Source organism: Paucilactobacillus oligofermentans DSM 15707 = LMG 22743 (assembly GCF_001434315.1).
In the GTDB taxonomy this organism is placed as follows: Bacteria; Bacillota; Bacilli; order Lactobacillales; family Lactobacillaceae; genus Paucilactobacillus; species Paucilactobacillus oligofermentans.
In genome coordinates this window covers 245404-271614 of sequence record NZ_AZFE01000031.1, presented here as the reverse complement: position 1 = coordinate 271614, position 26211 = coordinate 245404, and the positions used below count along the sequence as shown (strand labels likewise).

The 26211-nt window shown below is 35.9% G+C and carries 25 protein-coding genes; 15 read left to right on the top strand and 10 right to left on the bottom strand.

The features are described from left to right. Positions 1 to 72 precede the first annotated feature (72 nt). The 7 genes from sufC (at position 73) to FC70_RS04935 (ending at position 6274) form a co-directional block, all read left to right on the top strand. Entirely contained in the window at positions 73 to 891 is an 819-nt protein-coding gene (sufC, locus tag FC70_RS04965) for a Fe-S cluster assembly ATPase SufC (protein WP_057889896.1), read from the top strand. Between the two features lie 2 nt (positions 892 to 893). Next, entirely contained in the window at positions 894 to 2186 is a 1293-nt protein-coding gene (gene sufD / locus FC70_RS04960; protein ID WP_057889895.1) for a Fe-S cluster assembly protein SufD, read from the top strand. Further along, positions 2167 to 3405 (top strand): cysteine desulfurase, encoded by a 1239-nt coding sequence (locus FC70_RS04955; RefSeq protein WP_057889894.1) that lies wholly within the window; start codon positions 2167 to 2169, stop codon positions 3403 to 3405. Before sufD ends, FC70_RS04955 begins: the two co-directional genes overlap by 20 nt. After that, on the top strand, positions 3392 to 3841 hold the full coding sequence (gene sufU, locus FC70_RS04950) for a Fe-S cluster assembly sulfur transfer protein SufU (protein ID WP_057889893.1): 450 nt from the start codon (positions 3392 to 3394) through the stop codon (positions 3839 to 3841). Before FC70_RS04955 ends, sufU begins: the two co-directional genes overlap by 14 nt. Then, positions 3838 to 5241, top strand: coding sequence for a Fe-S cluster assembly protein SufB (gene sufB / locus FC70_RS04945; RefSeq protein WP_083478647.1), 1404 nt, complete (start codon positions 3838 to 3840; stop codon positions 5239 to 5241). The genes sufU and sufB overlap by 4 nt, the downstream gene beginning before the upstream one ends. Positions 5242 to 5259: 18 nt before the next feature. Further along, a complete protein-coding gene (locus tag FC70_RS04940) occupies positions 5260 to 5571 on the top strand; it encodes a metal-sulfur cluster assembly factor (RefSeq protein WP_057889891.1) in 312 nt (103 codons plus the stop codon). A 94-nt stretch (positions 5572 to 5665) separates the two neighbouring features. Continuing rightward, a complete protein-coding gene (locus tag FC70_RS04935; protein ID WP_057889890.1) occupies positions 5666 to 6274 on the top strand; it encodes a sugar O-acetyltransferase in 609 nt (202 codons plus the stop codon). A gap of 44 nt (positions 6275 to 6318) precedes the next feature. Here FC70_RS04935 and FC70_RS04930 read toward each other — a convergent pair whose 3' ends face one another. Further along, positions 6319 to 6729 (bottom strand): peptide deformylase, encoded by a 411-nt coding sequence (locus FC70_RS04930; RefSeq protein WP_057889889.1) that lies wholly within the window; start codon positions 6727 to 6729, stop codon positions 6319 to 6321. Between the two features lie 86 nt (positions 6730 to 6815). Here FC70_RS04930 and FC70_RS04925 point away from each other — a divergent pair, with 86 nt between their 5' ends. The 3 genes from FC70_RS04925 to FC70_RS04915 all read left to right on the top strand — a co-directional run bounded on the left by FC70_RS04925 (position 6816) and on the right by FC70_RS04915 (position 9430). Next, the gene (locus FC70_RS04925) at positions 6816 to 7448 is read left to right on the top strand and encodes an HAD hydrolase-like protein (protein WP_057889888.1); all 633 of its coding nucleotides are present in this window, start codon (positions 6816 to 6818) and stop codon (positions 7446 to 7448) included. A gap of 701 nt (positions 7449 to 8149) precedes the next feature. After that, entirely contained in the window at positions 8150 to 8749 is a 600-nt protein-coding gene (locus FC70_RS04920; RefSeq protein ID WP_057889887.1) for a TetR/AcrR family transcriptional regulator, read from the top strand. Between the two features lie 114 nt (positions 8750 to 8863). Next, on the top strand, positions 8864 to 9430 hold the full coding sequence (locus FC70_RS04915) for an NAD(P)H-dependent oxidoreductase (protein ID WP_057889886.1): 567 nt from the start codon (positions 8864 to 8866) through the stop codon (positions 9428 to 9430). A gap of 206 nt (positions 9431 to 9636) precedes the next feature. Here the strand turns inward: FC70_RS04915 and thrB are convergent, their stop codons facing one another. After that, positions 9637 to 10503 carry a homoserine kinase gene (thrB, locus tag FC70_RS04910; protein WP_057889885.1) on the bottom strand — a complete coding sequence of 289 codons (867 nt, stop codon included), beginning with the start codon at positions 10501 to 10503 and terminating at the stop codon, positions 9637 to 9639. 40 nt (positions 10504 to 10543) lie between these two features. Continuing rightward, positions 10544 to 11827 (bottom strand): homoserine dehydrogenase, encoded by a 1284-nt coding sequence (locus FC70_RS04905; RefSeq protein ID WP_057889884.1) that lies wholly within the window; start codon positions 11825 to 11827, stop codon positions 10544 to 10546. Positions 11828 to 11936: 109 nt separating this feature from the next. Here FC70_RS04905 and thrC point away from each other — a divergent pair, with 109 nt between their 5' ends. Beyond that, positions 11937 to 13424 (top strand): threonine synthase, encoded by a 1488-nt coding sequence (gene thrC, locus FC70_RS04900; RefSeq protein WP_057889883.1) that lies wholly within the window; start codon positions 11937 to 11939, stop codon positions 13422 to 13424. A 61-nt stretch (positions 13425 to 13485) separates the two neighbouring features. On the opposite strand, the gene FC70_RS04895 is transcribed toward thrC, so the two are convergent. Together FC70_RS04895 and FC70_RS04890 are read right to left on the bottom strand one after the other, a co-directional pair. Then, positions 13486 to 13866, bottom strand: a complete 381-nt coding sequence (locus FC70_RS04895) for a VOC family protein (protein WP_057889882.1) — start codon at positions 13864 to 13866, stop codon at positions 13486 to 13488. A 27-nt stretch (positions 13867 to 13893) separates the two neighbouring features. Then, entirely contained in the window at positions 13894 to 14343 is a 450-nt protein-coding gene (locus tag FC70_RS04890; RefSeq protein WP_057889881.1) for a GNAT family N-acetyltransferase, read from the bottom strand. A gap of 119 nt (positions 14344 to 14462) precedes the next feature. On the opposite strand from FC70_RS04890, the gene FC70_RS04885 reads away from it, so the two are divergent. After that, on the top strand, positions 14463 to 16007 hold the full coding sequence (locus tag FC70_RS04885) for an ABC-F family ATP-binding cassette domain-containing protein (protein ID WP_057889880.1): 1545 nt from the start codon (positions 14463 to 14465) through the stop codon (positions 16005 to 16007). Positions 16008 to 16052: 45 nt separating this feature from the next. On the opposite strand, the gene FC70_RS04880 is transcribed toward FC70_RS04885, so the two are convergent. From FC70_RS04880 to FC70_RS04865, 4 genes are all read right to left on the bottom strand, one after another. Then, positions 16053 to 16679 (bottom strand): HAD family hydrolase, encoded by a 627-nt coding sequence (locus FC70_RS04880; RefSeq protein ID WP_057889879.1) that lies wholly within the window; start codon positions 16677 to 16679, stop codon positions 16053 to 16055. A 130-nt stretch (positions 16680 to 16809) separates the two neighbouring features. Next, a complete protein-coding gene (locus FC70_RS04875) occupies positions 16810 to 19269 on the bottom strand; it encodes a YhgE/Pip domain-containing protein (RefSeq protein WP_083478675.1) in 2460 nt (819 codons plus the stop codon). A gap of 38 nt (positions 19270 to 19307) precedes the next feature. Continuing rightward, positions 19308 to 19841 carry a TetR/AcrR family transcriptional regulator gene (locus tag FC70_RS04870; RefSeq protein WP_057889877.1) on the bottom strand — a complete coding sequence of 178 codons (534 nt, stop codon included), beginning with the start codon at positions 19839 to 19841 and terminating at the stop codon, positions 19308 to 19310. Positions 19842 to 20059: 218 nt separating this feature from the next. Further along, the gene (locus tag FC70_RS04865) at positions 20060 to 20971 is read right to left on the bottom strand and encodes a proline-specific peptidase family protein (protein ID WP_057889876.1); all 912 of its coding nucleotides are present in this window, start codon (positions 20969 to 20971) and stop codon (positions 20060 to 20062) included. Between the two features lie 114 nt (positions 20972 to 21085). Here FC70_RS04865 and FC70_RS04860 point away from each other — a divergent pair, with 114 nt between their 5' ends. Beyond that, positions 21086 to 22060 (top strand): biotin--[acetyl-CoA-carboxylase] ligase, encoded by a 975-nt coding sequence (locus FC70_RS04860; RefSeq protein WP_057889875.1) that lies wholly within the window; start codon positions 21086 to 21088, stop codon positions 22058 to 22060. Then, a complete protein-coding gene (locus FC70_RS04855) occupies positions 22053 to 22601 on the top strand; it encodes a biotin transporter BioY (protein ID WP_057889874.1) in 549 nt (182 codons plus the stop codon). Before FC70_RS04860 ends, FC70_RS04855 begins: the two co-directional genes overlap by 8 nt. On the opposite strand, the gene FC70_RS04850 is transcribed toward FC70_RS04855, so the two are convergent. After that, positions 22564 to 24996 (bottom strand): Xaa-Pro dipeptidyl-peptidase, encoded by a 2433-nt coding sequence (locus FC70_RS04850; RefSeq protein ID WP_057889873.1) that lies wholly within the window; start codon positions 24994 to 24996, stop codon positions 22564 to 22566. The two genes, FC70_RS04855 and FC70_RS04850, sit on opposite strands and share 38 nt — an antisense overlap. Positions 24997 to 25122: 126 nt before the next feature. Here FC70_RS04850 and FC70_RS04845 point away from each other — a divergent pair, with 126 nt between their 5' ends. Then, the gene (locus tag FC70_RS04845) at positions 25123 to 26208 is read left to right on the top strand and encodes an ABC transporter ATP-binding protein (protein WP_057889872.1); all 1086 of its coding nucleotides are present in this window, start codon (positions 25123 to 25125) and stop codon (positions 26206 to 26208) included. Positions 26209 to 26211 lie beyond the last annotated feature (3 nt).

Below are 26211 nucleotides of genomic sequence, written 5' to 3'. Positions count from 1 at the left end.
CATTAGCTGTAGCTACATAGTAAACGATTATTCCGTGACCATTAACTAGCATATGAGGAGGCTGACAATAAGATGTCAACATTAGAAGTTAAAGATCTACATGTCTCAATTCATGATGAAGAAGAAAAAACAACGCGAGAAATTTTAACCGGCGTTAATTTAACGATCAAAACTGGCGAAACACATGCCATTATGGGACCTAACGGAACAGGTAAATCTACTTTATCTGAAACAATTATGGGAAATCCAAATTATGATGTTACAAAAGGTGATGTGCTATTAGATGGTAAAAGTATTTTAGCTGATACTGTCGATACACGGGCACGTGCTGGTTTATTTTTAGCAATGCAATATCCAGCTGAAATTAAAGGGATTACGAATGCTGAATTTATGCGCGCGGCAATTAACGCCCGGCGAGCTGCAGATGATCCAATTTCGATTCGAGAATTTTTAAAAGAATTAGATAAAAATCTTGAGTTATTAAATATGTCAGAAGAGATGGCCGAACGTTATCTAAATGAAGGCTTTTCTGGTGGTGAAAAAAAGCGTAATGAAATTTTACAGTTAATGATGATTAAACCTAAATTTGCAATTTTAGATGAAATTGATTCGGGACTCGATATTGATGCGTTACAAGTAGTTGCTAAAGGGGTTAATGAAATGGCTAACCCTAATTTTGGGACTTTAATGATTACTCATTATCAACGACTATTAGACTATATTGTGCCGGATCAAGTTCATATTATGATGGGTGGAAGAATCGTTAAAACGGGGGATGCATCTTTGGCTAAGGAATTAGAAGCAAAAGGGTATTCTGCTTTACGTGATGAATTTGGACTAGATGTAGACCTGGTTGATGAAGGTGTAGCAGGCAGAAACGGAGATAAATAAAGATGGCAATCCGTTCAAAATTACTGCAATTAAGTGACGCTGTAGTTAAAAATTCCCAATTTGAAAATGAACCCAATTGGTTAACCGTTATTCGTTATAATGCAGCCACTTTAGTTCCTGATTTAAAATTACCAACGATTGATAAAGTTGATTATCAGCGGTGGCCATTATTTGAATTTAATGAAACTCAAAATGAATCAAAAGAAATCCCAATCGAGATTCAAGCAGAATTAAGTAATTATCAGTTTGCGAGCTTAGGGATACAAACAATAAAGTCAGAAATTACGGATGACATGCAAAGCCAAGGCGTAATTGTTACAGACTTTAAGACCGCTTTGCGAGATCATGAAGAATTAGTCCATGATTATCTAGCGAAAGCCGTTAAGGCTGATGAAGACCAATTAACAGCAATCAATTTAGCATTGGTAAGTAGTGGGGCAGTTGTTTATGTACCAAAGAATGTCCATTTATCAGAACCAATTCAATTACTACAAGTGCAGGATAGTCGTGCTAAACAAAACTTTGTTAACCGGACGTTAATTATTGCGGAAGAAAATTGTAGTTTTCAAGTATTACAACGAACTTTTACTGTTGGAGACCAAGCCAATCCAGCCCATGTCACCGTTGAAGTAATGGCTAAAGCTGGTAGTCATGTTCGTTTTTCAGCACTCGATTCAATGGGTGAAAAGACCCATAGTTATTTCAATCGTCGAGGGATATTAGCACGTGATTCGCAAGTTGATTGGACCCTTGGCGTCTTAAATCAAGGCAATACAATTGCGGATTTTGATAGTGATCTCAATGAAAATGGCGCCCATGCAGAAGTTAAATCAGTGGCGATTTCAACTGGTAAACAAATGCAGGGAATTAATACTCGAGTAACCAACCGAGGTAAGTATTCAGAAGGGAATATTTTACAACGGGGCGTGATTTTAGATCAAGCGACCTTGGTTTTTAATGGAATTGGAAAAATTATTCATGGTGCGCATGGAGCAAAAGCCCAACAAGAAAATCGAATTTTGATGTTATCTGATCAAGCGCGGGGTGATGCTAACCCAATTTTGTTGATTGATGAAAATGATGTGATTGCGGGACATGCTGCCAGTGTGGGGAGAATAAATCAACAGCAACTTTATTACTTAATGAGTCGTGGCTTACCAAAAAAAGTTGCCCAACGGCTAGTTATTCGAGGCTTTTTAGGGGTGATTTTACGAGAAATCCCAAGTGAAACTGTTCGTCAACAAATGGTCGAGATGATTGAGAGGAAACTAATTGATGGACAACGGACTGAATAATAGCCGGTTAGATTTTAAAATTTTAGCTCAAAATATTAATGATGAACCACTCGTTTATTTGGATAATGCGGCCACAACCCAAAAACCCAAGGCAGTTTTGCAATCAATTATTAATTACTATGAACACGATAATGCCAACGTGCATCGTGGGGTTCATACATTGTCACAGCGTTCAACGAATGCATTTGAATCAGCTCGTGATAAAATTACTGCCTTTATCAATGCGCCATCAAGAGAAACCGTGATCTACACACGCTCAACGACAGAAAGTCTCAATTTAATTGCTACTAGCTTTGGAAATTTAGTTGTTGAAGCAGGCGATGAAATTGTAATATCGCCCATGGAGCATCACAGCAATCTAGTCCCGTGGCAACAATTAGCAGCCAAAAAACATGCAATTTTAAAATATATTAATTTAACGGTCGATGGTGAACTAGATATGAACCATGCACGCCAACAAATTACTGATAAAACTAAAATTGTTGCCATTACTCATGCGTCAAATGTTTTGGGTGTCGTTAATCCAATTCAAGAAATTACTAAATTAGCTCATCAACATGGAGCATATATGATTTGTGATGGTGCACAAAGTGTTCCACATATGAAAGTTGATGTTCAATTGTTGGACGTTGATTTTTATGCATTTTCTGGTCATAAAATGTTGGCACCAACTGGCATCGGTGTTTTATATGGCAAAGTAGAATTATTACAAGCAATGCAACCAATCCAGTTTGGCGGTGAAATGATTGATTTTGTTCATTCACAATCGGCTTCGTGGAACGAGTTACCATGGAAATTTGAAGCTGGAACACCTAATATTAGTGGTGCGATTGCGCTGGGTAGTGCGATCGATTATTTAACGAATTTAGGTATGCAAAACATCCAAAATTATGAACAAAAATTAGTTAATTATGTTTTACCTAAGTTACTTAAAATTGATGGTGTAACGATTTATGGTCCACATAATCCAACTAATCATACAGGCGTTATTTCATTTAATCTTGATAATTTGCATCCACATGATGTTGCATCGGGACTGGATATGGAAGGCATCGAAGTTCGTGCGGGCCATCATTGTGCCCAACCATTAATGGAATACTTGAATGTTGCAGCCACCGTGCGGGCTAGTTTTTATTTTTATAATACGAAAGCGGACGCTGATCGTTTAGTTAATTCAATTCAGACTGTGAAGGAGTTCTTTAATAATGGGGATATCTAAATTAAATTTATTATATAAAGAAACTGTGTTAGATCACGCGCAGCATCCCCGGCATCACGGAAAATTATCTGCTGCCACTTCGCATCTTGAATTACGTAATCCTACTTGTGGCGATGTGATTGATGTCCAAGCTCAAATTGAAGCAGATACAATTGTTGATTTAACGTTTGATGGGATTGGTTGCACAATTTCACAGTCATCAGCAAGTATGATGACGGTTGCTTTAATTGGCCAGTCGGTTACAAATGCCCGGGAGTTAATCACGTCATTTTCTAAATTAACAATCGGTGAATCAATTTCAACTCAGGCAGATGAGTCATTAGGAGATGCAGCAATTTTAGGAACGGTAGCTCAATTTCCAGCCCGAATAAAATGTGCGACATTGCCATGGCATGCCTTAGATGAGTTATTAGAAAAATGGGAGACCCAAAAATGACAGATATTAATGATGTTTTAGATAATAGCGAATACGAATTTGGGTTTCATGATGATGTTAAGCCAATTTTTACGACCGGACGTGGGCTAACTGAAGCGGTTGTTCGCCAAATTTCAGCTGAAAAAGAAGAACCAGTATGGATGCTAGAGTATCGGTTAGCGGCTTATCACGCATATCTAAAAATGAAGGATCCAGATTTTGGCCCTGATTTAAGTGGTTTGGATTTAGCTAATATGAACTACTACCAAAAAGTTACGGACAAAAAATATCGTGATTGGGAAGATGTGCCCGCTGATATTAAAGCGACGTTTGATCGACTTGGCGTCCCAGAAGCTGAACGAAAATATTTGGCTGGTTCATCAGCTCAGTATGAATCGGAAGTGGTTTATCATAATATGCACGAAGAGTTTGAAAAATTAGGAATTATTTTTACCGATACCGATACGGCGTTAAAAGAATATCCGGAATTATTTAAGGAATGGTTTGGTAAATTAGTAAAACCAACTAATAATAAATTTGCGGCGCTTAATAGTGCCGTTTGGTCGGGCGGTAGCTTTATCTATGTACCTAAAGGAGTTACGTTAACGACACCCATTCAATCATATTTCCGCTTGAATAATGAAAATACAGGTCAATTTGAACGGACTTTAATCATTGTTGATGAAGGGGCACATGTTGAGTATGTTGAAGGTTGTACCGCACCTTCTTATGATTCTGATAGTTTGCATGCAGCCGTGGTCGAAGTCAATGTTTTAAAGGATGCCTATTGTCGGTATACGACGATTCAAAATTGGTCAAATAATGTGTACAGTTTGGAAACAAAACGAGCACAAGCATTAGAAAATAGTGTAATGGAATGGGTCGATGGCAATTTAGGCTCGAAAATTACCATGAAATATCCCTCCGTTTATTTAAACGGTGAAGGTGCGCGGGGAACTATGCTCTCAATTGCCGTTGCTGGTAAAAATATTGATGCTGATACTGGCGCTCAAATGATTCATAACGCTAAAAATACTTCATCATCAATTGTCTCTAAGTCGATTGCTAAAGATGGTGGCGCGGTGGATTATCGTGGTAAAATTCGGTTTGGACGTCATTCAGATGGCTCGTTTGCACACGTTGAATGTGATACGATTATTATGGATGATGAATCATCTAGTGATACGATTCCATATAATGAAATTCTTAATAGTAATGTTTCAATGGAACATGAAGCAAAAGTTTCAAAAATTTCAGAAGAACAACTTTATTATTTAATGAGTCGTGGGATTAGTGAAGCCAAGGCAACGGAAATGATTATCATGAGCTTCGTGGAACCATTTACGAAAGAACTACCGATGGAATATGCAGTTGAATTGAACCGATTAATTAGTTTTGAAATGGAAGGCAGTATCGGATAATTAACTAAGGAGTTTATAATGGCAGATCAATTAAATGAACAGATCTTAAATGCACTTGAAAATGTAATTGATCCTGAACTGGGGATTGATATTGTCAATTTAGGCCTGATTTATGGGGTCGATGCAGATGCAACAACTGGCATTTGTACAGTTACAATGACACTAACCATTGCCGGATGTCCATTATCAGATTACTTAAATGATGAAATTGAAGCAGAAGTTAGCCATTTTGCTGAGATTAAAGAAGTTAAGATTAATTTGGTCTGGGAGCCAGCTTGGTCAATTGAAAAAATGTCACGTGAAGCCCGAATTGAATTAGGAATTCATTAATAAAAAGCGTCTTAAGCTAATTTGTACGGTTAACTTAAGGCGCTTTTGTGATAATATAGAATCATTAAATTCAATTACATATGAGGTCAATTAGATGTCGAAAAAATTAAAAGAACCGAATCTTGAAGCATTAGCAGCTAAAAATATTTTTGATAAAGTTAATGATGGTGACTGGTATCAGTATTCAAAAGAGCCAAAAATTCAGGCAATAGTAAAACATAGCGCACAAATTGTACAACAAATGAATGATGTTGCTAAAACGGATTTGGATCAAGCTACATCAATGTTGCGTGAATTTTTACCCAACGCTAGTCAATCAGCAGATATTTATTTTCCATTAACTTCAATCGAACACCCAACTAAACTGTTTATTGGGGAAGAGACGTTTATTAATGCGAATCTTCAAATTTTAAGTGCCGGAAAAGTTACCATTGGAGCGCATTGTTTTATTGGTCCTAATTGTCAATTATTTACACCGAATCATCATCCTTCAAATAAGGAACTTCGTCGTCAAGGATGGCAGTATGATGGTCCCATCACAATTGGGGATGATTGTTGGTTTGGTGGCTCAGTAATTGTATTGCCAAATGTGACGATTGGCGACAATGTCGTGGTGGGTGCAGGCAGTGTTGTGACGAAAGATGTTCCCAGTAATACGATTGTGGCTGGTAATCCAGCCCGAATTATTAAACATAATGACTAATTAATTTGAAGAATGCTGACTTGTCAGGATTCTTTTTTGTTAAGTTAAATAATAATACCGTGGCAGTGATCAATCTCATGCTGGATAATTTGAGCGGTAAATTCCGAAAAAGTATTTTGCTGTTTTTCGAAATGTTGGTCAAGATATTCAACTGTAATATTTTTAAAACGCATGGTTGGGCGTTCACCGGCAAGCGAAAGGCAACCTTCCTTAGTTTGATAAGGATCTGATTTTTGTTTGATGACGGGATTAACCATAATAACCGCAATCATCCCCATTTGAACAATGATAATGTTTTTGAATTCACTAATCATATTGGCTGCCATGCCAACCGTAGTATCACTATGATGTTGTAGTGTATCTGCTAAGTCGGTGATGATTTGTTTATCCGCTTTAGTAGCAAATTTTGATTTTTTACTGAGTGATTTTTCATCACGATTAATTTCTTTAATCATTATTTTCTCCTATCCGTATTATCTCAGCTAATTATATCGTAAAATAGAGGTTATAAACTAAAAATTCAAATTGTAGGAGAGTCAATGTGGAAAATTTATTTTTTGATTTTGATGGTACCATTGCAGATTCAGAACCAGGAATTGTTAACAGCTTAAAATATGCAGTTGCACAATTGAAGATGAAAGAATTAACTGAGTCAGAATATCGAACTTTTATTGGCCCACCAATTGCAGAAAGTCTGAGAGTACATTATCCAGAATTAGATGATCAACAATTAAAGGTTGCCGCTAAGGTGTATCATGAACGTTATGTAACCGAGGGTAAGTTTGATTTAGTTATTTTTGATGATTTTGAAGAAACCCTGCAAACATTAAAGTCAATGGATTATAAACTTTATACTGCTTCAGCTAAACCAGTTGAAGTATTAACTGAAATTTTAAATTATTTTGATTTAGCACAATATTTTGATGGCATTTATGGTGCAACGGAACAATTCCCAGCTAAAACTGAAATTCTAAATTACGCCATGGAAGTCACGGGTTCAAAACAAACGAATAGTGTCATGATTGGTGATACTATGAATGACATTATCGGTGGTCAGAATAATGCCGTTAAAACACTGGGCGTGACCTATGGGTTTGGTGAAGTGACTGGGGCAGATGTAATAGTAGATTCACCAATTAAAATTATTGCAGGAGTACAAGAAATCTTTAGTTAAACAAAAAATCACAAATATTACAATGGTCACTACCAAATTGCTAAATTAAATAATTTAAAAACATTTATTTTTTAAGATAATACTTTTTATAATTGTGAGATGAAATATTATTAATTTATCTCACAATTATGGAAGGTTTTTTTGTCTAGAAAAAAGCAATTAAAAATATGAGATGAAACACATAAATTATAATGAATTTTATGCAATTAACTGGTCGAAAAAAATTTTGGTATTGAACCGTATTTTTTTTCGTTAATAATGATTATATTTCTAAAAAAGTTAAAAATATTGCTGTTAAGATTGATGCTATTGCTATTAAAAATTATTGACTTTCCAAATAAAAGAGTTAATATTGCCTTGTAGACAGTGTCCACTTATTTAATTTTAGTACCTATTTTTAATAATTTTGTTTTTAGCTTATTTTTTTATTCATCAAGTAGACAGTGTCTACTTGATTAGCGTGTTTTGCAAAGTTATTAATCAATATCAATCGTTAGGTATGTGTGCTTATATCCACCGTAAATGTTGAATATTGAATTTATGTGGAATTCAAGATTAGATGGAATAGAAGGAGCTGAAATATTATATTAATAAATATATCGCTATTTGTAGTTATCATGTTAAGTATAGGATAGAATTCCGATGGCATTTAAAAAAATTTTGTTTTGTAAGTGTGGCTAACAATAGACAGGAGTTTTGAAATGGTAGTTGAAGGTTCTAAACTGAAAGAAAAGCTAATTATGGAAGGTACTAAAATTGTACAAACAGAAGGTATGAAACATATTTCCTTAAGAAGAGTTGCAGAAATTTGTGGAGTTACACATTCTAGTCCATATAGGCATTTTGCGAATAAAAATGATTATTTAAAAGCTTTAGTAGGACAGATATCGATAGTATTTGGTTCATCTATTGCAAAAGGAATTACTGGTGATATGAAGTCAGAGGATATTTTATTGAAAATGGGGCTTAATTTTGTTGATTTTGCTAATAATTTTCCTAACTATTTTGATGTCTTGTTTCTGGGTGATTATATAGCTCATACGAAGGTAAAAAATAATAAATTGAGCGCAGATGAATATTTACCAGGTTTTGAAGAATTTAAATCAATTGTACAAAAAGTTTCAAGTGATAATAATATATCAATAGAAGAAGATATTGAGGTTGTACAACTATGGAGCTTTATTGTTGGGTTTGCACTAATTGTAGGTAAAAAAGATGTTGTTGATGTTAAATCAGATTGGATAAAAAAAGTTATAAGTCAAATGATAAAGACTTATATAGTTGGTAACCAAAAGGAGTAATAAAATTAGGTTTTTTTATTAACTAAAAGAGATTTTAATTTATTTCAATAGTTCAATTATTGAAAACTGAGATATAAAAAATATAATAATTGTTCATATAAAAAGGAGAAACTAATGTTAACTACGATTATTTATGCACATCCATATCAAGGAAGCTTTAACCATGCAATTTTAAAAAAAGTTGAAGGACAATTACTGGAAAAAAATAGGGATTTTAAAGTTATTGATTTATATCAAGATAAATTTGACCCAATATATTCTACTGAGGAGTTAAATTTATTTAATTCCGGTAAAACTAGTGATTCTTTGGTAAAGGGTTATCAAAAAGCATTAAAAGATGCTGACCAACTTATTTTTATTTTCCCAATTTGGTGGAATGATTTGCCTGGGATGGTAAAGGGATTTGTAGATAAAGTTTTTAAAATGAATTTTGCATATGTTGATGGTAATCATGGTGTTAAGGGGTTATTAACAAATATCAATCAAGTTAATATATTTACAACATCTAAGTCACCAAACTGGTACATAAAGTTATTTGCAGGTAACGCAATTAAATCAGTATTTATCAAATCAACTCTACAACAGGTTGGAATAAGAAATGTAAAATGGAATAATTTTGGTCAAATAAGTAAGAGTGATAATCTAAAAAGAGAACAATATTTAAGTAATATCAGATTATAAGAACACGTAATTAAAGAAAATGATATAAAATAATTATACTTTTGAGCTTTATTTTGATATAAAATTAAACAATGCTTAAAAATTTGTAACGTAATACAATTTACTTTTTAGAATACAAAAGTCCCTTTATAATTAACCTGTGAAATAATATAAATTTCACCCGTCAATTATAAAGGGATTTTTGCAAGTTAACTGTTTGTGATTTTTTAATTTGATACGGTAACACCTTGTTTATCAATTGTAAGTGGAACAACTTGATCTTTGAAGCCGGCACTAATTAAAGCGTCTTTAAAGTTTTTAATTTTTTTATTATCAATAATGGTCATGACGGTTGGGCCAGCGCCACTTAAGTAGGTGGCTAACGCACCAGATTCATGGGCAATTTTACGAATTGGTAAGAATTCAGGAATTAATTTTTGACGATATGGTTCATGAAATTGGTCAGCTTCAATTAATTTACCCAAGGCTGGAAAATTATTAGTGAAGATAGCAGCCACAAAGGTATTACCGATGGCACTAGCATGCGTTGCTGCTAAAAACGGAATATTGGTTGGTAAGACATCACGACTATCACTGGTTTTAAGATCATAAGCGGGAATATAGGCGACTAGTGATAAATCAGGGAACGGTGCTTGAATCGCCACAAATTGGTCATCAACATTGGATCCAATGACTAAATCACCATAAATTGCCGGAGCAACGTTATCGGGATGACCTTCAATTTTAGCAGCATAGGCAACTTTTTGTTCATCAGTTAATTCAAGATGAGCTAATTGATTAGCCAATTCAATTCCAGCCACAATCGCCGACGAGCTACTGCCAAGTCCGCGGGTAACGGGGATGTCAGAAGTCATTTTTAATTCATGGGGTGCTAAATTAGGAGCAATTTTTAAGGCCGTTTTCACAATTAGATTTTTTTCACTACTAGCGAGGCCATGACCTAAATTATGAAATACGTGCCATTCATGGGCAGTTCCAATAACTTCAATCGTTAAGTAAAGTGATACAGCTACGCCAATTGAATCAAATCCAGGCCCAAGATTGGCACTAGTTGCGGGAACTTTGATGATCAATGTGATTTCCTCTTTTCATTTTTATCAAAAGCTAATCATCTTAGTTTTCAAGGACTTTATAGGCTGCATTCAGACTGATACTATCAAACTTAGCGATTTCTTCTTTTAAAGTTTTCAGTTGATCTTTTGACATTGAATGGGTGATGAAAATAACTCGCGCCTCAGTGTCATTTGCCTTAGTTTGAACGATCTGACTAAAGCTAGCACCAAGTTCGGTCATTAACTTAGTTACCTTCAAGATTTGTCCCGGAATATCTTTCATTTGGAGTGAAAGATAATATGGATAGATGACGTTTGACTTATCAATTGGTTCGCTTTCGTGTTGGTAATTATTGAAAGTATTACCAGTAGTACCAAGGACAATATTTTTAGTTACCGAAACAATATCACTTAGAACACTGTTGGCAGTAGGCAAGCCACCAGCACCAGGACCATAAAATAACGTTTCACCAACTGCTTGACCAGTCACCATCACTGCATTATTTTCATTATGGATTGTGGCTAGTGGGTGGTCTGAAGGGACCAATACTGGTGCAACTTCAGCAAAAATTCCGTTGCCAACGCGGGTAGCGATACCGAGTAACTTAATTGTGTAACCAAATTTGGCTGCTTGAGTTACATCCTCTAACTTGATATTTTGAATACCTTCAATGTTAATATCTTCGAGGGCGATGTGTGAACCAAATGAAAATTGACTTAAAATAATCATTTTATAAGTTGCATCGATACCGGCAACATCATTAGTTGGATCAGATTCAGCAAAGCCAAGTTCTTGGGCTTTCTTGAGGGCATCTTCATAGCTCCAGCTCTTTTGTTGCATTTGGGTAAGAATGTAATTAGTTGTCCCATTGACAATTCCTTTAACTTCAAGAATTTCATCCGCCGCAAAGCTATTAACAATGGTTCGTAGAATTGGAATTCCACCAGCAACACTAGCTTCGTAAACTAGGTCAGCAGTATTTTTATGGGCAATTTTGGCTAATTCATCACCATGTGAGGCAATTAAATCCTTGTTCGCCGTTACGACATGTTTGTGGGCATTTAATAAATCAGTTATTATTTGCTTGGCAGGATTAATTCCACCCATCACTTCGACTGCAATTTTAATGTCGGGGTCATTGATAACGTCATTAACATCATCGGTTAACAAAATGTCATCAGCGACTTCCTCGCGATGCTTTGCAACATTTCGGACAACAATTGTTTTAATAATTAACTCACGTCCAGTGATGTTTGAAATCTTATCTTGGTTGTTTGAAATCATTTCTAAGACACCAGAACCAACTGTTCCTAAGCCTATTAAACCAATATTAATTTTTTCCATATTTTAACCGCCTCACAATCAAATTCACATAATTAGGTCCATTTTACCATAGCCTAATTAGTATATGATAGGTTATAATTGCATAAATTCACAAATTCGGAGGCACATAATGGATTATCGTAGTACTCGAGGTTCTCGTTCAGATTCTTTAAATTCAGCCGAGGCAGTTATTCAAGGACTCGCCCCAGATGGCGGCTTGTATGTACCGGTTAATTTTCCAACGCCAACGATTAATCTAGCCGAAATATCAAAACTTACATATAAAGAAACCGCTAAGTTAGTCTTAAGCTGGTTCTTTAATGATTACTCTGATGAACAATTAGATGAAAGTATTCGTGCTGCCTATGGGTCTCAATTTGATGATGACGAAATTGTACCAGTAACGAAAGAGACTGCTGGTAGTCATTATATGGAATTATTTCATGGACCAACCTTAGCCTTTAAAGATATTGCCTTACAGATGTTGCCACATTTAATGGTTAATGCCGTGAAGCTAACTAATGTTAATCGCAAAATCGTAATTCTAACAGCAACCTCTGGTGATACTGGAACTGCTTCAATGAATGGTTTCCGTGATGTTGATGGTACCCAAGTAATTGTTTTTTATCCAAATGGTGGTGTAAGTCCAGTTCAATTACAACAAATGTTAACTCAGCAAGGTGATAATCTTGAAGTTGTAGCGATTGATGGTAATTTCGACCAAGCACAAACGGAAGTTAAACGAATTTTTAATGATTCTGAACTAGAAAAAAACTTGAAATTAAGTGGTAGTCAATTTTCATCAGCTAACTCAATGAATATTGGACGCTTAATGCCACAAGTCGCCTACTATTTCTATACGTATGGAAAGTTAGTCCGTGATGGAACAGTCAAGCTCGGTAATGCAATCAATTTTACAGTTCCAACGGGTAACTTCGGTGATATTCTGGCTGGCTATTATGCTAAAAAGATGGGTTTACCTATTAATAAATTAATTTGTGCTTCTAACCAAAACAATGTCTTAACAGATTTCTTTACAACTGGTACGTATAATAAAAATCGCGATTTTTATTTAACTAATTCACCATCGATGGATATTGTTGTTTCAAGCAATTTAGAACGATTATTGTTTGATTTAGCTAATGAAGATAGCAATCAAATTAAAAAGTTGATGAATGAGTTAACCAATGATGGTCAGTACACAATTTCTGATGATATGAAGACACGCTTAGATACAAATTTTGATGCTGGATTTGCATCAGAAACTGCAATTAAGGCTGAAATTAAACGGGTTTATGAAACTGCTAAATACACCATTGATCCGCATACAGCGGTAGCCTCAGCAGTGGCTCGTGAATATCAACAACGCACGGGTGATAAGACACCAATGGTTGTTGTAGCAACCGCTAGTCCATATAAATTCCCAGAAACAGTGTATGAAGGTATTACTGGTAAACAAGTCGTTGAACCAGGTTATGCAGCTGTAGGTCAGTTATTTGATATCACTGGTGATCTTGTTCCAGCACCAATTAAAACGTTATTTGAACTGGAACCACATAAGCAAGTGGTTGTGAAACCGGAAAAAATGGAAGAATTCATTTTAAAGATTGTAAAATAAGGTAATCAAAAACCCCGTTAAATTTTTTAACGGAGTTTTTTTGATTAATAAGATAATTTAATTAGGCATCTACGGCGATTTCTAATAGGTTGCCATCGGGATCATTAATAAATAATGAAGTGAGTTTACCATGCGCACCTTGATGGATACTTGGACCGTCAATAATTGGAATGTAATAACTTCGTAGGTGATTTTCGACATCTGATAATTGTTCCTTAACGATAAAACAAAACGCAGTGGCTCCTGTTGCTTTTTGTTTAGCTTCAATTGTGTTTGCTGTAGTAATCAATTTAAAGTCAAGGGCTTGTTTACCACAAAGCATCAAAGCATGCTGGTCGTCTTCTTCTAAGACGGGCATGTCAAATGTTTCGTGATAAAAGCGGGTAGTTTGATCTAAATTAGTTACGTACATAGTTACGTGATCAATATCTCTAATTTTCATATTAACGATCTCCTTCAATTAACCAAATTATAGCATATCTAGGTTAGGCTTCTGCCAGGTCATGAGGTATTCGACTTCATTAGTTTTGAAATCAACATCGCTAGTTTTGGGCGTGAAGCCATTATTCAAATAAAAGTTTATGGCGCGTGAATTTTTTTCATAAACGGATAGCTGTAAGAATTGTTGCTGCTCTTTTACGGAATTTAACAAGTCAGTACCTAGTCCACGACTTCGATATTGTTTGTTCACAAACAAACCAGCAATATAATTTTCAGCGAGGCCTAAGAAGGCAACAATTTGATGATCTTCTGTAGCGACATATAATTCAGCGTCAGGTAAAGTTTGTTTAACTAGGTCAAAATTTTCTTGCCAATATTCAGGTTCAACGAAATCATGGGCATCTAAATTGGCGGTTAACCAAATAGTTAAAATTTCATCTAGTTGTTCAGTAGTTGGATTATTCAGTTTAGTTATCATGGTTATCTCCTAATGATTAATGAAAAACGTATTCATCAATTGTAACTTTGAAAATCAATGTCGACAAGAGTACAATTGGACTTTGATTGTACACGTTAGAACGAAAGGTAATATAAGAGATGAGTTTATTGGATGTGCAAGACTTAAGTATGAGTTTTGCGGATAAAAAATTATATGATGAGGCTAGTTTTCAGTTGAATCAGTCTGACCATATGGGAATTGTTGGTCAAAACGGCGCTGGAAAGAGTACGTTAATCAAGATTATTACGGGGAAAATATTAGCCGTTGAAGGTAGTATTAAATGGCAAAATAATACGAGTATTGGCTATCTAGATCAATATGCGGATATTCCTGCTGGGACCACATTACAACAATTTTTACATACGGCGTTTGATGATTTATTTGAGATTAATAATCAAATGAATCAGGCTTATGCCGAATACGCTGAAACTTTGAATGATAAGTTATTAGCTCGTGCTGGTCGTTTTCAAGAACAGCTGGATGCACGTAATTTTTATGATATCGAAACTGAAATTGATCGAGTGATTTCAGGATTAGGTCTAGATTCAATTGGCTTAGACCATGTGGTATCTGAAATGAGTGGTGGGCAACGGTCAAAAATTATTTTGGCTAAACTATTGTTACAAAGTCCAGATGTTATTTTACTTGATGAACCAACCAATTATTTAGATACTGCTCACATTGACTGGCTGATTAACTATTTGAATAGTTTTACCGGGGCAGCGATGATTATTTCTCATGATTATGATTTTCTCGAACAAGTTACTAATACTATTTGTGATGTTTCGTTTGGTAAAATTACGAAGTATCGTGGTAGCTTTAAAAAGGCTATGCGCCAAAAAGAAGAGCGTAAAGAGTCCCAATTAAAAGAATATGAAAAGCAACAAGTTGAAATTGAAAAAGCTGAAAAGTTTATTAAGAAAAATAAGGCGGGCTCAAAATCAACGATGGCTAAGTCTCGTGAAAAAATGTTAGCAAGAATGGAACGAATTGATCCACCATCAGACAACGTCGTGGCAAGCTTTAAGTTTCCATATGAAGATACGGGATCACAAAATGCTTTACATGTAGAGGCTTTATCAGTTGGTTATAATAAGCCACTATTAGCACCAGTAACTTTTTCAATGAGTAGTGGTGAAAAATTAGTGTTTAAAGGATTTAATGGGGTTGGTAAATCAACTTTAATTAAGTCAATTATAGGAAAAATCGAAGCGAAGGGTGGTTCATCTGAATTTTCACCATCAGCAATTGTAAATTATTTCAATCAAGATTTAGATTGGGAAAATGACGAATTAACGCCGTTAGAGACGATTCAAGAACTGTACCCAACAATGTTACCTAAAACGATTCGAACACGGTTAGCGCGGGCAGGAATTAATGCTGCTAATACGATGAAACCAATGAGTTTGCTATCGGGTGGAGAACAGACCAAAGTTAAATTGGCTATTCTGGAATTAACGCCAAGTAATTTTTTGATCATGGATGAACCAACGAACCATTTGGATGATGAAACGAAGAATGCCTTAAAGCGAGCTTTACAAAACTTTCGTGGTAATTTAATTTTAGTTAGTCATGAGGAGGGCTTTTATGATGGCTTAGCGGATAAAATTTTAAATGTTGAAGCATTAAGTTTGAAGAAGTAAAAATAAAGCCACTCAATTATTGAGTGGCTTTTTGTTGGTTGATGATTAAATTAGTTTTAATAGATCGGATGGATGTTGTAGTTGGTAGTCAGCTTCGGCTAGTTTTTCGGGCATTGCGGCACCCCACATTGCCCCCGCAAATTTAATGCCAGCTGCATGAGCAGCCGTCATATCATTGATAGTATCACCAACATAGACTGAATCAGCCGGAACGTTATTACCAAGCTTAATTCCAGCTAAAATTGGATCTGGATTGGGTTTGTGTAATTTAGTATCTGAAGCAGTAACTGCACCACTGAAGTATTTGGCAATTTCAAATTTGGGGATGAATTCAGTTTCATATTCATCGCGAACTTTAGAAGTAGCGACAATTAATTTTACTTCAGCTGCTTGGGTAAGTTTAGCTAAAGTATCATCAACACCTGCAAAGGTATGGATGTCAACGTGTTGTTGATAGACCACTTGATACCATTCATCTTCAATTGCCTGACGATCTTTTTCTGGTACACCAATTTGACTTAGTGCATCGGCAGCGGTGATTCCAAAAAATGGTTTTGTTTCTTCATGGGTTAAATTGATGCCATGGTTAGCTAAAACCGTTTGCATGGGAATCATATACATATCCATTGTATCAATTAATGTACCGTCAAGATCAAAGATGAAATTTTTCATGTGAGGTTCTCCTATCAGTATTTGATTACCTTAATAATAACAGAAATAACCAGATCAGCAACTGTTTACTAAGGGTTTATAAACAAAAAATGGATATCTCGTTAATGAGATATCCATTTTAATTTAGTAATTATTTTTCAATATCTTGTAGTTTTTGATTATCATCTAGTGCAGATGATCCTTCGTGGTCTTCACCATCTTTCCATGACATTGCGTGCCACTTTTGTTGAAGTAGGTACATTGATAACCATAGAAGCGCAAGTGAGATTATTCCAATCAAGATTAAGATAAGAATTGATTGTGTCACAATTCCATTTCCAAGTCCTGATGTGATTGCTTGGCGTAACCCAAGAATTGAGTAAGTCATTGGTAGGTATGGATGAATAGCATTGAAGAAGGAGTTAGTAACTTCCATTGGGAAGGTACCACCAGATCCACCAAGTTGTAGCATCAAGATAACCATTGAAACTAAACGACCAGGGTTATCAAAGGCCATTGCTAAGAACATGACTAGATACATCGATGTTAGTGAGAAAATCGTTGTGGTTAGATAGAACGTTCCGATATGATCAACGTTTAATCCAAAGGCGATAATCAAGGTTGCTTCAATTACGGCTGAAGCAATGGCAACAAAGGCACCAATGGCAACCTTACTTGTAAACCAAGCGGTTGCTGATTTGCCACGCATTGCAACTTTCCGAATTGGGAAGGCAAAGTTGAAGACGATTGCACCAACATATAAGGCAACTGAGAGTACATAAGGAGCTAAAGCATGTCCATAATTAGGAACAGTACTGTACTTTTTGTTAGTTAGTTTCGTAGGATCAGCAAACATCTTAGCGGTACTCTTTGAAGTATGAATACCATTAACGGTATCGCTACCTGACTTAAGAGCTTTAGCTAGTGTTCCTGAACCAGAACTAAGTTTATCAGCACCGCTGACTAGTTCAGCTGACTTACCATTTAAGGTACTTGTACCATCAGCTAATTGATTAACACCAGAAACTAGCGTTGGTACTTGAGTATTTAATTGGCCAAGTGCCGTTGATAATGTGTTAGCACCTGAATTTAAAGTACTTGAGTTGTTATTGAGGGTAGTTGTACCAGCATATAATTGTTGTGCACCGTTATTAAGTGTACTGATACCGGTTTGTAATTGAGTAATTTGAGTTGGTAGACTGTTAAGTGTTGCTTGGGTAGTTGGATCATTGAGTGCTGACATAATTGGGGTAATGTCAGTCATTAATGATTTGGCTTCAGTCAATGTTTTCTGCAATTGGGGAAGTTGAGATTGCAATGCTTGAAGTTTAGTTAATTGAGGACTGATTTCATTTACAGTAGTTGTTACACCAGATAACTCTGTGTTTAGAGCAGTCATCGTTCCTTGAACTTTTGTAATTTGAGTACCATTGTCCTTTTGTAAAGTGACAATTTCTTGTAGCTTAGCTTGTGAATCAGCATCTAAGTTTGGATTAGCTTGTAATACCGCTGCAGCATCTTGGGCAGAAGTTGTTGAGTTAGCACCAATTTTAGTTAGATACTGAGTTAATGCAGTGTTGACAGCAGTCAACTCACTTTGCATACCTGACATGCTTGAAGCTAAACTAGAAAGTTTTGCCAAAGCATTTTGTGTATCATTACTTGTTAATAGTGCAAATGCATTTTGGGTATCTGGACTGTTAAGCGTATTTGCAATATCAGTTCCTTCAGTTTGTATCTTATTTAAATTAGTACTATTTAATGTAGTAAACAAACTTGAACTAGTAAGGGCACTCATTGAACTAGTAACCGTACTATTTAAAGTACTAGTACCAGCTGCTAATTGACCAGCTCCTGAATTAGCTGAAGAAACTCCAGCAGTGTATTGACTTAAACCGGAAGTAAGACTGTTAGATCCAGTAGCTAATTGTGAAGCGGCTGAAGATAACGGTGTAACAGAAGTTTTAAGTGTTTGCACACCATCGTTAACTTGAGAAACGGCGATTGTGTATTGCTTAACACCATCAGTCATCGTTACTAAACCATCATCCAATTGAACGGCACCAGTAGCCGCAGTTTTCATACCTTTACCCATAGTTTTAACTTCGCTGAGCATGGTGCTGGCATAGGCGTTAGTAACGGCAGTTCTGATTGACTTATCAAGGGTCGTTACTCCCACGCTACTAATAACTTCACCAATATAGTTTAATGAATCATTGGTTTCATAGGTTAGATTCATTTTTTTAGGGTGTGAATCTAAAACACTAGCTGCATTTTTAGAAAAGTTCTTTGGGATTGTAACAACTGTATAGTATTTACGATCCTTAAGGCCTTCCTTAGCTTTTTGGGCTGAAACAAATCGCCAACCCAATGAGTCGTTTTTCTTTAATTTAGTAACGGTATCGTCACCAACTTGTAAAGTTTTTCCATTATACTTAACCGCTTGGTCTTTATTAACGACCGCGATTGGTAAATTTTGAGTATCACCATATGGATCCCAAACTGATTTTAGGAAGAACACACTATACAATAATGGAATAAAACAAATCGCAAAAACCGACAAAGCAATTAATCGATTTTTACCGATAAATTTAAACTCATTTTTAATCATTTCCCACATAAAACTTTCCTCCATACCTAATTCTAAAATTAATGGGTTGTTACATGCTGAATAACACTATTGAAGAGTTCAACAACATCTTTTCTTGGAATATCATAATTGTACTCGTCACAATAAACGAAGACCCCGGTTAACGCCCCTGCCAAGATGTAAGACATCATATCAGGATTCTTACTGCGGTGGAGAGCATCAATTAGATTATTAGTACCTGAATCAGGTCGCTCTAAAATGATTTTTCCAATTAGAGTTAACAAATCTAAGTTAATACTATTATTGCCACCGATGATTGAGATATTCCTAAAAGCAGTCCGATTATCAATGATAAAACTGACAATCTGGTCTACTAAGTCAGGATTACTACTTGCATTTAAATTTCTTCGTAACATAGTTGATAAAGTTTGTTTTAATAAATCAACTTTATCATCAAAATAACGATAGAAACTACTTCGATGAATCAATGCAGCACTACATATTTGATCCACGGTTACCTCTGCAAATGGCGTTATGTCAAGGATTTCCCATAAGGCGTTTTCGAAATCTCGTGTAGTTCGGTTCGCTTTCATGATTTTCCTCCATAAGACTAATGCAAAGAATAGAACTGAAACAACATGAATCATCATATACTGTCTGATTCTAAAACAAAAGGTTCAAAATAAAACGATTGTTTCATAATGAGACAATTATCTCAAAGTGTTTCATAAATTGCAAAAAAAGAATCTCAAAAATGAGATTCTTTTGTGAATTATTCGATTTATTTTGATGCTTTTTAAATGAAAACTGATTAATCGTTAAAATTATTAGCTTCAACATCACGCATGAAAGTTGCTAGGTGATCATAGTAAACTGGTGCGTTATCGATCATGTGATGATGTCCACCATTGGGTGTAGTTGCTAAACGGGCATGAGGAATTTGTTCGGCCATTCGTTTAGCGGTAGCAATCGGCATAGTTTCATGTTCACCGAAAGTAACTAATGTAGGCACCGTGATATTTTTAATTTGATCACGCACATCCCATTCTTTTAACTTACCAGTAACAACGAATTCGTTATCACCTTGGAAGACACCATAAACATCAGTGGCCATTGTACTTGCTAAATGAGAAATAGCGGCTGGTTGTTTACGATCAACGTAACCTTCGTTTAAAATGTCGACATAACCTTGGTAACGATCATTATCATAATCATTTTTAGCTTCACATTCCTTCATATAAGCAACCGCTTCAGCAGAAAGTGCATCTTCACGGACCTTGTTAATATTAACAACGTATTCGTCAATGTTATCAGTCATTGATGAAATGATAGCACCTTTTAAATGTTCGCCGTATTTCAAAGCATACATTTGAACTAGAGCGCCACCCCAGCTTTGACCGATTAAGTAAAATTGATCGATACCTAACTTGGTACGGACTTCTTCAACTTCATCTAAAAAATAATCGTAGGTTAAATATTTATCAGCAATAGCTTTGTCTGAGTAATCTGGTTGGTCGGAATAAAATGAACCAAGTTGATCATACGTATGAACAGTTACGTCAAGTCCTTGAGCTTTTAATTGTTTGGCAGTGTCTTCCCAGTATTCATGAGTTCCACCAGGTCCGCCATGAAGAGCCAAGAGATGAATATCACCTGTTCCTTGAGTATTTGTCCATAAATGGTATCCGTTATCTAATGTTAAAATTGTTGTCCCTTGCTTCATAAATAATCACCTTTTCCTAATATTGATGAAACTAGTGTAGCGCATTTAAAAAAAGATTGCCAATTACCTATCAACCTGTTAACCTTAATAAAAATATGGTTAACGGAGAATAGAATGAATACAAAATCAACAGTATTAGCTTATCTAAATGAAAATGCTAATCAATGGGTGACTAGTTCCGAACTGGTTAAGCAACTTGAAGTTTCGAGAACGGCAATCTGGAAAGCAATTCAGCAATTGCAAAATAATGGTCAAAAGATTGAGAGTCAATCTGGAAAAGGTTATCGCTATGCGCGTGGCGGAATGTTGAGCCGGGCGATTATTGAAGCGACAATTAGTTCTAATTGGCAAGTAAAGGTATATGACCAAGTTAATTCAACCAATATTCAAGCTAAGCAATTAGCAGCCTCCAACCAGGGCGAAAAAATTGTCATTATTGCGAATGAACAGACTGACGGTTATGGCCGCTTTGGACGGGACTTTTTTTCACCAAGTGAAACGGGAATTTATCTAAGTTTTTTATTACCGCTCACAAAGCAAATTAATCCAGGACGAATGACAACTGCCACCGCAGTTGTTGTTGCGCAAACATTAGAGAAACTATTTAACGTTAAAGTTTCAATTAAATGGGTTAATGATTTGATTGTTAATGATCATAAGGTTACTGGGATTTTATCAGAAGCCGTCACTGATTTTGAAACGGGAACGATTGCAGATGTTGTAGTTGGAATTGGGATTAACCTAATGGAAAATGATTTACTCGATGAAAGTTTGAAACCTAAAGTTGGCGCATTAATTAAACAAAAAAAGCAACTTGATCGAAATCAGGTTGCCAGTGAAATTATTGAAGCTTTTGAGAAAATGTTATTAACGTTTGAATCAGGTAACTTAATGGAAGAATATCGAATTCGAAGCATAGTAATCGGAAAGCAAGTTGAAGTCAAAATTGGTAATCGTATTTTAACTGGTCTTGTTGAAACGATTAATGATGATGGTGCATTGATATTAAAGACGGACTCAGAAACGATTACGGTTGATGCGGGTGAAATTACTAAGTTAAATTTGCAAGAGGGTAATTACCATGGATAAACGGAAATTAAGAGGTTTAATTTGGTCAGCTGAATTAGTGATTTTTTTGGCACTTTGTTCACAAGTAGTGATTCCATTACCATTAGTTCCATTAACTGGGCAAACTTTTGCGGTTGGATTATTGGCATCATTGGTTGATTATCGAATCGCTAATTGGACCTTGCTTGGTTATGTTTTACTAGGGTTAATTGGCATCCCAGTTTTTGCCAGTGGGACTAGTGGAATTGGGATCGTTTTTGGCCCAACTGGTGGTTATATCTTGGCCTTCTTCGTTCAAGCGTGGATTGTAATCGCAATGCGTCATAAGAATACATTATTTTACTTAGTTGCCGGTAATTTAATGGGGGCCTTAGTTCAATTATTATTAGGAACAATCTGGTTAAAAACATTTAATCAAATGCCATGGCCGGCAGCAATGATTGCGGGAGTAGTACCATTTTTAATTCCAGCTGTTATTAAAGCGGTTTTAGCCAGTGTAGTTGCCAAGGCAGTCCTTAGTAAAATTAAGATTCCGTTGAATATGGGGCAAGACTTGGAATAATCAATGATGATTCAGTAGTATTAATTGTATATTTAATACCTTCTGAGTTATCAATTTGAGTCATTGCAAAATCAGTACCATAAATAATTAGACCAACTTGATGATTAGCTGGTAAATGATGAAAAATCGGTTGTAAATTAAATTCAATATCAATGAACTGGTTGGGCGTTAATTCGTTGACGTGCGCTGCAGAAACTTGATTTTGTAAATTAATGTGACCAAAAGAAATCATTTTACTATTAGTCTCATTTGCTGAAAGGGTAAATTCACGTAAGTCATCTTCACGCCAGTGATGACCAAGTGGAAGACCCTTTTTTTGTATAATTGTGGGGCTAATATTGAAACGCTTTTGAATACCAAAATCAATTAATTCGGCACTGATTAAACCATGATCATTTGAAGATGAAACTGATAACTTCACAGTCGGTGTACCACGTAATAATAAATCTTCAGTAATCGGAAGCGACATGAATTGTAATTTAGTGGGATTAGCTTGTTGAAGCAGATCGTTTGGTTGCATTAAAGCTGCTTGCCATTTTTTTGGTTCCTGTTTAAATTTTTTGAATTCGGCAGGAGTAGATGTATCAGTAAATGAAACGAAACTTGAATTTTGATTCCGGTCAGTTGCCAGATTGTTTTGGTCGTTTAAGAAAAATTCAGCCTGATTATCTGAATTCCAATCTGGATATTCATGCCAAGTTTCAGGTGTGACATTATCTTGAGCAATGATAGCTGGTAATTGTTCAGCGGTATTAGCTAAATTATAGAGTTTATTAGACAGCCATAAATTAATCATATCGGTGTAATCAATTGAACGGAAAGCGTTGATATAAATATGTTCACCTTGATGTAAAATTAGTTTTCGTTCAACGTCGACATCGGCTAGTTCATCCCAAAGTGCTTTGACTTGATTGGGTTTAACGTTCCAGTCATTTAAACCATGGACCATCATGATATCAGCTTTGATATTTTTGATATTAGGCCGGTAGTTTCTAGCTGCCCAAAAGCCATTATAGTTACCGGTAATTCGATCCATTGAGGTTTGAAGGGTAGTTAAATAGTTATCAAAATAGTCCCGAATATTTTGATATTCCGCGAGATTTATAGTGCGACTAAAGGTTTCAGCCGCTAGAACATCAGCATCTTCACCTTGAAATCCATGGGGTGCCATTACTAAACCATTTTCGCGGTAGTAATCATACCAACTAGAGATGGCGGCTTCGCTGACAATTGCTTCAAGTCCTTCGACACCCGTTGTTGCAGCGGCTGTAGCTAAAGTTCCCAAATAAGAACGACCAGTCATGGCTGCTTTACCATTTGACCACCAAGCTTTAATTTCAGTGGTTCCCGTACGAGTTGTATAGGCCTTTCGTTTACCCGTTAACCATTCAATCACCGCAATGGTAGCAATGGTTTGCTCTGGAGAGCCACAAGTTTGAATTCCATCTGAATCTTTGGTTCCAATCCCAGCGGCATAGGCAACCGCAAAACCACGAACGGCCAAATAATCGTTGAGGGTATAAGAGGCTTCCCGACTAAATGATTCAGTCGCGTATTTTGTTTCACTCGTTGAAATTTTAGTGGTGAAGTGATTGTTGAATGGTTGTTCGCCTGATATCTCAGGTTGTGATGATTTATGTTTAATGGGTACCGTAACATCATGAGTGATATGCTCACCCCAGTGATCATTAGTACCTTGATTATAAGGACTAGCCGTATAAATTGTGGGGACTTGCAAACTATCATTGGTCTCGCTAGGTCGTAAAATTTCAACTTTTAATAAATCAGCCTGACCATCATTATCGGTATCTAGCGGGGCTTCCACATAGACAACTTCACGGATTAAAGTCGCCGGATTAAAAACAGCTAGTGCTTTTCCATTAAAGAAAACAGGCTTTTGAGCTGCAGGTAAGTCATACAGTGGCGTTAGTAAACCTCTTGAAGTTAGTAAATCAAGGTATGTTTGACCATTTTTGGTATGGGTATTAAGTAGCAAATACCACGCATCAATTAAAGTGTTTTTATCTAAGATGAGTTCATCAATAAAAGGAAGTTGGATTTTTTTGATTGCTGTAAGTGGGTGGAGCAAATCAAAATCAAGGCCTGCTTCAAATTGAAGTAATTGTAAAGCTACTAAATAAAAGACATCGGTGGTAATGGGTTTATCGTCTTGGATGTATGATAATAAATTTTGGGTTGGTGTGGCTAAAATGTTTGTTAAGGCAGTTTGAATAGCGGCTGGATCATTTGTTTCTGGAAATGAATATGTTAAAAGTTGGTACCATAAGCTAGTAGCCGTTGTAATTGGCTGGGTAGTTAAGAAGCCGATAGTGGTAAGCTCGGCAATTTTTTGGTCATGGGTACGGTCAATAATGGCAAATTGATTATTTTTCATAATAGCTCCTAAAATTGAGTGAAAGTATTGGTGTCATGTGACAAATCTCGTATAATGAATTAGGACAAGTTTAACAGAGAGAGCTGGATTACGATAGGTAACAGTTCACTGAAATGGAGGAAGAAATTGGCAAATCCAATCATTGAATTTAAAAATATTAGTAAAAAATATGATGATAATCCAGTATTGAAAAAAATTGATTTTGAAATTGAATCAGGTAAGTTTTATACCTTACTAGGACCTTCAGGAAGTGGTAAAACGACGATTTTACGGATGATTGCTGGGTTCGAAGACCCAACGAGCGGTGAGATTGAATTTGAAGGACACCGCATTGATTTAACGCCCGCTAATCAGCGACCAATTAATACGATCTTTCAAGATTATGCATTATTTCCACATTTAAACGTTAGTCAAAATATTGCTTTTGGCTTGGAATTGAAAAAAATGAATAAAGCCGACATTAAAGCCAAAGTAGCGGAATCACTGCGAATGGTGCAATTAAGCGGCTATGAGAACCGTGAAATTACCGCCTTATCTGGTGGTCAAAAACAACGAATTGCGATTGCGCGGGCAATTGCTAATGAACCTAAAGTCCTGCTATTAGATGAGCCATTGTCGGCATTAGATCATAAATTACGTAAAGAAATGCAAGTCGAATTACGCGCGCTTCAACAGCGACTGGGGATTACCTTTATTTTTGTAACCCATGATCAAGAAGAAGCGTTGGCACTTAGTGATCAAATTTTTGTAATGAATGATGGCCGGATTTTGCAAAGCGGGACTCCAGTTGATATTTATGATGAACCAATTAATCACTTTGTTGCTGATTTTATTGGTGAAAGTAATATTATCCCAGGGACGATGACGGCTGATTATCTGGTTCACTTTGACCACAAAGATTTTGAATGTGTTGATGCGGGGATGCGGGCGGATGAACCAGTAGAAATTGTGATTCGGCCTGAGGATCTGGATATTACTGATTTGGACCATGGTAAATTACAAGTTACCGTTGATTCACAGCTGTTTCGTGGGGTTGACTATCAAATTACGGGCCATGACAGTGATAATCATGAATGGACAATTAATTCAATTCATCAAACAACCGTTGGTGCCAATGTCGGGCTTATTTTTGACCCAGAAGATATTCATATTATGCGATTTGGTGAAGATGAAGAAACTTTTGATGCCCGGCTAGATAGTTATGAGGAGTAAATG